Genomic DNA, 11,986 nt, shown 5'->3' with positions numbered 1-11,986 from the left:
GCTTATTTTTGAAAAAAGGCTCAGATTATAAAATCCAAGCCTAACTTTTCTACTTACACACTTTACGGGATAGTGTCCTCGGAAAAAAACTAAGCCATATTTGTTTCCGCATATGTCATTCCCCCATCAAGAGATATTTGATTCGTATGCATATATAATTATCTTCTCCTTTAAAAATAAGTTTATCCAAACACTTCTTAATTTATTACCACCGTCCCATCTATATCTCTTTTTTTATCTAAATGCTTTCAATTTCCTCTAAAAAAATTTTTGCTTCCTTAAATGTAAATGGACGTGAGATAGAAGCATAGTATGACAATTTAGAATCTTCAATTAAATTATTAACATAAAAAAACTTATTGTCATTATTCATAATTTCAGATTTTAAATTTGTAAGCATTGCCCGTACTTTTTTGTAACCTACCTCTGTTTCTGATAAATTATTAATTAGTACTTTCAGTAAATTCTGAGAATTATAAAAATCAAAGGTATCCTTTACATTTTCGTCATAAACAATTTTAAAAATATCCTTCAGAACTAATATAGAATCTAATCTCTTATAATTTGCAAAATCTTTTATTCGGTAATCATCCCTGTAGTCTACTCGTTCAGTATTTTTAAAATCGATAAGAAATTTTAGATATAGAGGTAACGCACTTTCATCATTACAATAAAATAGTACGTTAAGTGCATCTGAAACAAACTTAGGATTCTCTTTTTCCAAATGTTTTCTGGCAATTTCCAGAATAAAGGTACTATGCAATTTTTTTTCAATAAATACTTCAACTGCCTTCCAGCATAAATAAGAATCAATATTATTGCAGCACTTTTCTAAAAATGTAATTTCTTGATCCTTATTTAATAGTTCAGTGTATCGCGAGAGAAAATCTCTTTGAGAGTAGATATAATTATCATTTAGAAAATTATCCTCCAATATTGGATAAGTCTCCTCCAATTTTAGTTCAATTGCCTGGTCAATATGATCTTTTAAAGATCCTGAATCTAATACTTCTTTTTTTAAATTCTCAATAAGTTGATTTTTAAAAAGATCTGGATTACTAATTCTTGATTTTATGAAATCTGTATTACCTTCAGCGCTACCGAAAATATTACAATATTTCAATGATCGAAGATAAAAATCTGTTGAATACTGGATATCATACTTCTTGTCAAAGTAAAAAAGTAATTTTAAAATACTATATCCATTGTAAATACCTAAGTTTCCATCACTCTTTACATTAATTACACGATTAAAATTAAATTCGTCTGCAAATTTTTTACACAATTGTTTTATGTAAGAAATCTGATCCTCTTTAACTGTAAAACCTTCATTTTCTCTGTCTTTAATTTTATTTTTTATTTGAAAAATAATGAAATAATCATTACTTATATGTGCAATAACATCTTCTTTCGTTTTTTTCTCGCTATTTTTCACTGAAGCAGAAATCGCCCTGAAAACAGAATGTTGAACTCCGTGCTCATTTTTATTTTTATACCACTCCCATTCAATCTCATGAATATTTTTCCAAGTCATATCAATTATAGAGTTATTATCAAAAACTTTAGAGACTTCAGCAGCTAATTCTTCCCTATCAAAAAGAATATCAAAATTGCTTTGAACAAATTCTTTCTTTCTTTTATTTTCAAGCATGATCTCCTTTTCGGTAGGCAAGTCTTCCGGAAATTTATACCCCGCATCTTTAAAGAGTTTTTCATAATAATAGCCTAATTCGTAATTGGTATAAAAGTACTTGTATCTTAAAAAATCTAAATCAGTTTCCTTTTCTATAAATATTTCTTTGTTTTCATATTTTTCAACCAAATAATCAATGCATTGCTTATTGTCAAAAAAACTTAAAAACATATAATTTTTGTCCGACAATCCATATTTATTTATGATGTATTTAAATGCTCTAAAATCTTTTGACGACCTATTTATCACATCAACTATAATACTATCTCTTCTATATATAAAACTATCCTCATGTCTTAAAAATGCATCGATACATCTTAAGAGAAAGTCAGTTTCCTTTTCTGAAAAATATAAAATTCTTTCAATCAACTTATCTCTAAATTTTTTATCATAAAAATCAGAAATTTTAATATCAAACTTTTCATTAAATATTACATCTAGTACCGATAGAAAATTCTCAGCATTTTCAATCTTTAAGAAAATTTTCTCCAACAACCATTTCGTACCACGAATAGTATTATCCTTAATTTGTTCCGGTCTAACTTCGTAAAGTTTATCAACACAATTTTTTAAAACAGAAAAATATTCATCTACAAATTCAAAATCAGCAATCATTGCTATAAGCTGGTGGTTTATTTCAGGAGAAAAATCGTTTTTAAAATGCTCAGAAATACTTAAAAAAAGTTCTTTATCAAACTTGTGAAAACCTTTACCCCTAAAAGATCTCAGAGCCACCTCCATGTATCTATCACCTGCAAAAATATAATCTGTAAAAATCTGTTTAATCTCAAGTTCCTTACCAGTATTTTTAGTAAAAGATAGAACGTCCAACGCTGAAATAACACTTCTGAAGTGATTATTTTCTCTAACAATTCCTAACAAAAAATCTATATCTGCAAATTCGGCAATTTTATCAATTGAAAACCTTCTATCTTTTCCAAACCAAAATGTCTTTTCAACAGAAATTTCTTGGAAATATTTCTTGAAAATTTCCTTTTGGGTTGATACAGGTAATTTATCTTTTTCCGCTAAAAAAAGTATTTCGGGCTCATTAGCTAAAAACCATTTCTCAAGCTCTATAAATTTTTTAGGTTCAATTATATTAAGTAAAAAAGTAATTGTGTTAAAAAACGAAGGCTTAGTTATATTTTCTTCCGGATGAATTCTTATTAAAGAAATAATTTCATCTGGCGTAAATTCTGACAATAGTTTGGCAGAAAAAAATTCTTGATAGTTTCTATGCCTAAAAACAAAATTATCAGTTTTACGTAATTTTTCAACTAAAGAAATCTGTTCAAATATTGATTTATCATCCTTTCCTAAAAGACTGTAAACATGATCATCTGAAATATAATTCTGATGCATTGATTCACTCACTAAAGCAACTTTTTCCAGACATTTTTTTACATGGGCAATATCCACATTTTCTCTTTTCTTAAGCTTGTCTTTGCTCAATTTCCTTAATTCATTTTCAATGAAAAGATTCCAACATTCTTCCTGGGTTTCAGGAAATGCCTTTTTACTTTCATAGTATTCACAAAAAGGCTCAAGATTAAAAGGAGTTTCCAGATAGACTCTGAATTTATCAAGTTCTTCAATTCCTAACTTTGTAAATATTCGCTTTTCAAGAATGTTATTTATTTGTTTATCAGTCAATCCATCTAAAAAATAATATTTGAATCCTGAAATATTTATTAAATACTTCTCATATATATTGGTTCTGCAGCTTAAAACAACATTAATTATCTTGTCATCATTTTTATTCAAAAAATTCTCTAATTCAGAAACAAAATCTTGAATATCCGCAATTTCATCTAGCCCATCTAAAATAAAAGTCATTTTTGGAAGCTCCTTCCATTCCTTCAATGGAATTAAGTCCTCAAATCTTGAAACAGGGCGGAAACTTTTTAAATTTATAATTAATGGGAAATTCATACTATCTTCCCTATTTTCCCAAAGATTTTCGAATAGCATATTGAGTTCAGTTGATTTCCCTATTCCTGGATTCCCCAGTAACACGATCCTTCCATCTTTCAATAAGACATCAGCAAGCTTTGTTTTATTCTTACTTTCAATAGTCTGAATTTCTGTAGCGTCTTTAGAGTTCTTAATAAACCTTTGTTCGTAATATATATTATTCATTGCCCGGGTTATTTTTAAATTGACTTTTATCGATTCCCATAAAGAAGTCTTTTTCTTTCATATTAAACTTTTCTTTAACTTCCTCTGCAATTCCATACTTATATGTCCTGACAGCATCCCCACCAAGAACATCATCATAAAATTTTGAAGAACCCTCATCATAGATTTTATAATTACATTTTATGTTTTTATTCGAAAAATCAATATCTATTATAGCATAACCAGATATGTATTTTGATTCTTTTTCGTGCGGCTTATCAAATGCAGACCGTCCTCTTGAAAACAGAATCTTTTGGTCATTTCCAAAATCACTACCTCTGAAATGTTTATTATGTTCATGACCCAAGAGCAACATTTCGAATTTTTTAAAATGTAGGAGGTTTTCAATTTCATTTTTTTCCTCGGGATTATAACATTCCAATGGATGATGCATAACAGCAATATTTAGTTCGGTTCCATACTTCTCAAAAAATTGGATTGATCTATGAAATTGATGTGATCCCACAAAATGATTCTCTACTCTCCCAGATGCACAGCGCCAAGAATCATTTATCAGAGCAATTCCTACTTTTCTTGAATTATAATCGTAGATCACTTTTGATTCAAGCGTTGAAAATTCATAATGCTGATCCTCATCTTTATTATGGAATCTCTGCTCAAATTCTAAAAAGGCGTCCAGCCTTTCAAAATTTAAACCTTGAAAATTTTTCAGATACTTTCCACATAGCCTATCCACATCTTGCGGGGATTTCAAAAGTGCTTTAATTCCAGCTTCTTTAACTTCATCGATTTTGTTTTGTTCAATATCATGATTTCCAGGAATAAAAAGTACTTTTTCTTTTTTTATTCCAATTTCGTTACATAAAGGCTCAATAAATTCGATTTCGAAAATATCAAAAGGATTTTCAAAATCTTCATAGGGTGTTACCATTTTCAAAGATGCACCACCTTTATCTACAAGGTCACCCGATATAATGATTAAATCAATATCAATTTCAGAATTTTTATGCCTTAGCTCATTAATTAAAGCTCCTCTGTAGTAAAGCCTAAAATTTTCAATATTTTCTTTAGACAAGTGTATATCAGACAGATGAATAATTCTCATAACTTAAAATACTTTTTCCAAGTCGTTATTTAGTTTTATGTTTAAGATATCTTAAGGCGCTTCTCTTTCCCAATGTGAACCATCTACAATTGTTACTTCCTCTTCAGGAACAACTAAGAAATGGATAGGAATTGGATTTTCGGGATATACTAAGTTAGTAGCAGAATTTACTGTTTCATCAAAAGACCATTCGCTATAAGAACGTGAATAGGACTGAAAATAATGATAAAAAATCCAACTAAGTGCAGTTTCATTTGTATCTAAATGTTCCCAGGTTTTCAAAACCTTCTCTGTCCTCATCTTTTCAACTAGCGGACCGTCCATAGTTTCTATACCTACGTGAATTACACCACCAGTCACACCGTGAAACTGCTTAATAGCTTTTTTTATTAGTCTTCCAGCATCCTTTGCCTTTGCAGCAATTGACTCTTGCGCATCACAATTAAAATAGAGTCCAAAAACATTTCTAACCTTATCCAAATATTGACTAAGTAAATTGCCTTCCACATATTGGAACTTTGCATCTAAACCACAAGTAAACCCTTGATGATCTACAGGTTTTCCTGCTATTAACTCTAAGAGCTGGGGTGAGTGATTTTTAACAAAATGCGTCTTTAAATGATTGTTTATTTTTCCAACATCAATCTTAGAAATTCTTAAATCAGCTTCAGGTAAAGCCAAATGTTTTTCTTCGTATTCAATTGTCAGAATCAGGTCTTCTAATTGATCTTTAAGGAACGAGTCGGAAAGGTTAAATACTTCCGTATGAATATCAACGTATAACAAAATATTATTTTTTGTTAGTAGATCCTTCACTTCATTGATCATTTTAAGCTTCTTCACTGTCTCCCTGCCTGTATATTCTGAAGGACCTAATCTCTTGCATTCCACTTCCCAACTTTCATCTCCTTTTATTGCAAGAAAATCTGGATTCTTACCGAGAGCCCCTTGATTTTCATTTATTATCTCAACCGAATAACCATTTCTGCTCCATAATAAAGCTGTTAGGATTTCAAATAAGATTGCATCAGCCTCATTAGGCCTTTTCCTAAGCATATCTCTAATCTTTTTGTCAATCCCTGGAATATTTTTAACAACATTTATATATTTTCCAATCTGTTTAAAAATCGGTAAAACACGAGCACCTGAGAAATAATTATACTTATGTCTCTCATAAATATATGTATAAGCTAAGTACAAATACCAGCCAATTTTATCATCCTCAATTAAAAGACGCTTACTTTCGGCAATATTTTTCGAAGGATCAACAGGCCTTAGTTTTTCGAGTAAACAATTTTCAATGTTGTCTTTTTTCGTCATCCAGTCTTTTGTAGACAAAAAGCCCCTTATCCAGTCATAACCTGTGACCAGTTCGTCATCGTCACATTCAAAATCTTCAAAAAACTTTATCATAAATACAAAATAAATAAGCGTAAAAATTACTCATAAATTACTAAAAAACAAAAATTAAATGTATATATTTATTAATAAATAAAACCATGATAGAAAGTAAAGTGCAAGATTATCTCTGTGAAAATTTTAATACTTTCCATAAAAAAATATCTAACATTGAGGAATATAACAATGAGATAAAAAAGCAGAAGAAAGAAATTTTTGATTGTATGTCATCTATCAAGATTTCAGATCTTGTTAAGTTAATTTTAGTTGATAAAGTATCATACTCCACAAGAAATATAGAATACTACAAATTAATTGACTCTGAATTTCCCCTTTTAAAAACAGGTTCAAAAACCGGAAAACAACCATCGGTTGACATTTTAGCTTATAACACTGAGAGTCTAAACTTAGCACTTATAGAGCTTAAAACAAGTCGAGGCACTGAACGTGAAGCCGTCACAGAGCTTTCAGCATATAATCTTGGTTTACAACACAGATTTCAGGGATTATCTAATTTACAAGTTATATGGATTCCCATTTCAACCGAATGGAGAGTCACACCACGATCAGCAATAGAATATTCAATGTTATGGAATAATATTCAAGCTTTACCACTTCACCTAGATTTTACAGTTAAAGAGGAAAAGATCCAAAATTTAAAATTAAAAATTATCAATCCAATTAAAGATGTAAAAGAAGAAGATTATAGAAACTTATTCTCTTATGAATGTTTTGATACTTTTGAATATTTTACAATATCTGAAGTCAAAAATAAAGATGGATTTATAAATTATATAACAACCATATTTAATCGCCAAAATATAAACGGGTTTGTAATATTTCACAACGCCTACCATGGTGCTCCTTATCCACATGGTTTTACTCTATGTATTTATAACCCTTACAAAGGTCATTTACATCGTAAGATGTTGAAGGAGGCCCTGCAGCAATATAAAGAATTACCATTCGATGACGTTATAAAAATGGGAGGGTTCGTAAATACCAACTATTATGATGTAGACTTTAAAACGGATGAATTAAGATTCTATGAACCTACAGAAGCTGATCTTGACGAAGGTAGTCTTAAAATGGATGCTTATTGGGAAAAGGACTTTTTAAGTGTGGGAGATTTTACTGATCCAGGAGATGATCCGAATATCGGGTATATAATCCATAATCTTATGAAAGCTATTGATAGCTCAAAGGAAAATAAGCGAGCCTTTGGCACACCTCATTTTGAGACGTTGTTTAAAGGATTTGAGGCTGAACAGATATCTTCAGTCTCATACTTAGGGATCTACCATGATTTGATGACAAAAAAAATTCAGATAGAACATAAAAGAAAAATACATTCGAAAGATTTTTTCTCATGTCTGACATCATTTGTATATCTCAAAGACACTTTTAGTTCATTTAATTAAGTCGGAAATTAATTAAAATTAAAAACATTATGTTATAAACACTGAATCCACATCATTTTTTTAACGTATTTTTAAAGAAAAAATCGGTGGATAAATAGTAAATTTGCAAATCCTAAAATTATGCATATACATAAAAAATTAGATATCAAAGTTGCCGATAATTTTATTGAAAAATTTGCGCAAAAGTATTTAGAGCAAAGAAGTACAACTTTGTTTAATTATAGTGATATCGGTGAACAAACTTTGTTTGGGAATTTAGGATTTGGAACAGATGTACTCCAACAAATAATTAAAAAAAATTCCGTTCCTCTTGATAAAAAGAGAGAGGAAGGGCTCAAGCCAGCTGTTCTCCAAGATATTTACCGCAGTGATCTGGGGGAATTATTAATGACCTATTATTTTGAAGAAAAAATTGCTGAAGGTGAGAGATTTATTATACCATTGAAAAATATAACTTTCAGAGAAAGGTATGATATGCCTGGTAGAGGATTGGATGCAATCGGCTATAAGGAAACTTCTGATAATAAAATAGAAATTCTTTTAGGAGAGGCTAAAGTTTCACAGGATAAAAAAACACCACCATCGGTTGTTGATACTTCTTCGGATTCAATATTTAATACCCATACAAATCATAAAAATGATACCCCTGTTGTTATACAGCGATTATCAGACTATGCAAGGAGATTGAATATTAAGGATGCGGAAATAATTGGCTTTGCAATAATTTGTCTTGAACATAAATTCGAAGATAAAATTGACATTACATATGGTTGTACCTTAATACGCGATTTTGAATGTGTTAATGAAGATTCGGATTTTGGAAAAATGAAGTCCGAACAAGTAAATTTTGAACCTGGAAAAGTTCATTTTTCAATTTTATCATTTAAAGATAAAACCATTGAAGAAACAGTTAAAATGTTTTATGAAAAAGTACAACAATTGATTTCATAATTGATGAAGAATATTGTCAATGCCATAATGCAGCAAGAATCTATACTTTCACTTTTAAGTGAAAGTGAGAAATTGTACATTTTTGATCAATTAAAACTACCTATAGAATCGAATTTAAATAATTCGGAAATCATCCGATTGACCTTTTTCATTACAAATAATATTTTTTCTGAAGAGGAAGATTTGATTTCAGAAAGTAATATTGCTTATAAACTTTTAAAATCAATAAACATTGAATCGGAGAATGATGCCAATGATTTTCAAAATGCATTCGGATTTGAAGGTATTGATAAAACAATATTATATTATTTCTATTTATCTAATATTGCATTAAAAGCAGAAAAAAACATCAATATAAGAATTGATCTTAAAGAATTTAAAACTTCAAATTACCAAACCGAAGATTGGAAGTTTAAATTGATTAATGAGACAATGGAAGCCTATCTTCTTTTAGTTCGTAAGAAAAACGGTTTCAAGGATATTGAAGAGGCGCTTTCTATAATTGATAATTTAAGAAATCAACAACAAGCATACGAAGAAGGATACTTACAACAGTTTACAGCTAGAGACGAAGTAAATGAAGCGTATCTTCTATTGTCATTATATCATCTTACAAAAGCATTAGTCGAAACTGCGACTTACTTAGTGAAGGGCTATGAATATAGGGAACGTATAGATTCAGTAATCAGACAGCATTTAGACATTGCTAAAAAAGCGGCTATTAATGAACCGCGCTTGCTAGGTATATTTCAAATATTTGAATTTGGTCTAAATGCAATTCATAAAAATGCGATTTGGACTAATACTAAATTTAACGATAAAATTAGAGAGCTTTGCAGAATCAAGGCTGAAACAGGCATGCTTGAGTTGTTACCTTCTCAAAGAAAGGCAATGACTGAAAACCTTTTAGACGTTGCCGCCAATGTAACTGTTTTACAGATGCCAACAAGTGCCGGTAAAACTCTGTTAGCAGAATTTAATATTATTATTACAAAAGCTTTAAGAGCAGACGCAAAGATTGTTTACGTCGTTCCATCTAGAGCTCTTGTAAACCAAGTCTATTATGATCTAAAATCAGACCTTGAAGAACTAGGATTTGCCATCGAGAAAACTTCTTCTGCTATTGAAGTAGACCCAACGGAAGACTCTTTCTTGAGTGGTGACGAAAAAATAGATGTTTTAATTTCAACACCTGAAAAATTAGATCTTTTGATAAGAAGAAGACATCCATCTGTTGATGATGTTTCTATGTTTATCATTGATGAAGCTCATACCATTCAGAATGGAGAAAGAGGAGCGAAATTAGAATTACTGTTAGCTATTTTAAGAAGAGAACGTCCTAATGCAAAATATATGCTGCTATCACCATTTATTCAAAATGCAAATGCAGTAATTACTGAATGGCTTGGTGGAGGTAATTCGATATATGTTGACTGGAAACCTTCCGAAAAACTTATCTTAGGTATTGATGTAAAGAAAACCATTACCAAAAATGAAATTCATTTAGAAGTTCTCAAAACGCCTTATGATTCAGTCAGACCTATTGAAAAAACTATCATTCAAAATCCATATACGTTAGAAAGTTCCGGAAAAAAAGACAGAATTCTTGAATTTTCAGTAAACCATTTTTCAGAGGAGGAAAAGACAATGTTAATTCTTTGTTATGGAAAAGGAACTGCAAATAGTAGAGCTGATTTCATTTATGATAAGGTTCAAAAATATAACTCAAGTGATGATGTTAAACTAGTTAAAAAATTCATTGAAGACGAAGTTGGACGTCAAACTACCTTATCCAAAGTCATCGACAAAGGAATTGTTACACATCATGGTGGTATGTCCGATGAAACAAAGCTTTTGGTTGAGCATTTAATCAGAGAAAAGCACATACAATATGTATGTGCAACTACCACAATAGCTGAGGGAGTAAATTTTCCGGTTTCATCAGTTTTTTTTGATGATTACAGAAGAGGTCAGTATAACAAATTAGATTCAAATGACTTTTGGAACATAGCAGGAAGAGCAGGCAGGACACTTGTTGACAATTACGGTAAAATAATTATGCCTTTTAACAGCAAGGCTAATGTAGATAATGCTAAAGATCTAATTCGTAATAGTGCAAATACTTTAACAAGTGTTTTAGCAGAACTATTTGAAAATGCAGATTATATTGAACAAAAGCTTAAAGAACCTACTGGATTTTATGACTTGTTCAGGGACTATTCTAATTCACTTTCACCACTAATTCAATATTTTGTACATCTTCTAACTGTTGGAGGGAATGAATATTATGTAACTGAAATTGAAGATCTTTTCAAGGACTCTTTAGAATACTATCTTTTAGACACTCAAGAGAAGAGACAAAAATTCATATCTATCTGTAAATCGATCTACTTGACTTTACAATCTAGATATAGTGACAAAGGTGTACTGGCTTTTGCTGATAAAACAGGTTTCTCTGTACCTTCTGTTATCAATGTAATGAGACAAGCTCGAACAAATACAGAAATCAGTGATTTATCAAGCTGGTCAAAAGAACAGCTTTTTGATAGTGGAAACCCACAAAACTTAACTGAGAAAATAAAAGTAATTGCTGCTTTAAAAGAGACAAAATTAGGAGTAGATGCCCAAAGTCAATTTAATCCGGAATTGTACGCCAAAATAATAATCGATTGGGTAAAGGGTGATAAATTATCAAATATTGCTAATATCCATCCAATATATAATATTCAAAACACAGACGAGAAAGAGACTGAGGATCGTATCACCGAATTTGTAAAAAAAATGAATGATATCAGATTTAAGGCATCTTGGGGATTAAGTGCATTAGAAGGAATAGTAAAAGGAAATACAGATATACAAGATTCTCATATTCCGTCTCTAGTCTACTTTGGAGTTGACAATGAAAAATCATTAGCGTTTAGAATGATTGGTGTTCCAAGAGCACTTGCATTTTCTTTTGAAGATTTAATCGAAAGAGGTATAAATGAATATTCCTACACAACTTTAAGGAAGAGGGTTCGTGATTTAACAAATACAGATTGGGATAATTTAAGCCCAAGAAACTCTAGCTTAAATGGGATGGAATGGAAAAGGATTTCAGAGATTTTGGTTAAATAAGTGGATTTTACTGTAGAAATTTATTCGGAAACCATTCCAAACTATTTCTAATAGTAAATTTAAAATGCATAAAAAATTAAATAAGACACTATCCCGTAAAGTGTGTAAGTAGAAAAGTTAGGCTTGGATTTTATAATCTGAGCCTTTTTTCAAAAATAA

6 protein-coding genes are annotated in these 11,986 nt (G+C 30.3%); 3 read left to right on the top strand and 3 right to left on the bottom strand.

Annotation, left to right across the window (positions count from 1 at the left end; translation table 11 throughout):
* Positions 1-238: 238 nt before the first annotated feature.
* The 3 genes from H6W52_RS20230 to H6W52_RS20220 are packed head-to-tail and all read right to left on the bottom strand — an operon-like array spanning position 239 to position 6,353.
* Positions 239-3,835: an NACHT domain-containing protein gene (locus tag H6W52_RS20230; RefSeq protein ID WP_185216925.1), complete on the bottom strand. Its 3,597-nt coding sequence runs from the start codon at positions 3,833-3,835 to the stop codon at positions 239-241.
* A complete protein-coding gene (locus H6W52_RS20225; protein WP_059137840.1) occupies positions 3,828-4,940 on the bottom strand; it encodes a metallophosphoesterase family protein in 1,113 nt (370 codons plus the stop codon). The genes H6W52_RS20230 and H6W52_RS20225 overlap by 8 nt, the downstream gene beginning before the upstream one ends.
* 51 nt (positions 4,941-4,991) lie before the next feature.
* Entirely contained in the window at positions 4,992-6,353 is a 1,362-nt protein-coding gene (locus H6W52_RS20220) for a hypothetical protein (protein WP_185216923.1), read from the bottom strand.
* Between the two features lie 86 nt (positions 6,354-6,439).
* On the opposite strand from H6W52_RS20220, the gene H6W52_RS20215 reads away from it, so the two are divergent.
* The 3 genes from H6W52_RS20215 to H6W52_RS20205 all read left to right on the top strand — a co-directional run bounded on the left by H6W52_RS20215 (position 6,440) and on the right by H6W52_RS20205 (position 11,827).
* Entirely contained in the window at positions 6,440-7,759 is a 1,320-nt protein-coding gene (locus H6W52_RS20215) for a hypothetical protein (RefSeq protein ID WP_185216921.1), read from the top strand.
* 120 nt (positions 7,760-7,879) lie between these two features.
* Positions 7,880-8,710, top strand: coding sequence for a Hachiman antiphage defense system protein HamA (locus tag H6W52_RS20210; protein WP_185216920.1), 831 nt, complete (start codon positions 7,880-7,882; stop codon positions 8,708-8,710).
* A gap of 3 nt (positions 8,711-8,713) precedes the next feature.
* The gene (locus tag H6W52_RS20205; protein WP_185216919.1) at positions 8,714-11,827 is read left to right on the top strand and encodes a DEAD/DEAH box helicase; all 3,114 of its coding nucleotides are present in this window, start codon (positions 8,714-8,716) and stop codon (positions 11,825-11,827) included.
* The last annotated feature ends 159 nt before the right edge of the window (positions 11,828-11,986 follow it).

The sequence above is a fragment of the Chryseobacterium sp. C2(2020) genome (assembly GCF_014218915.1).
Lineage (GTDB): Bacteria > Bacteroidota > Bacteroidia > Flavobacteriales > Weeksellaceae > Chryseobacterium > Chryseobacterium mucoviscidosis.
Note: the sequence above shows the minus strand (reverse complement) of the source record. Positions and strands in the feature narration are given on the sequence as shown.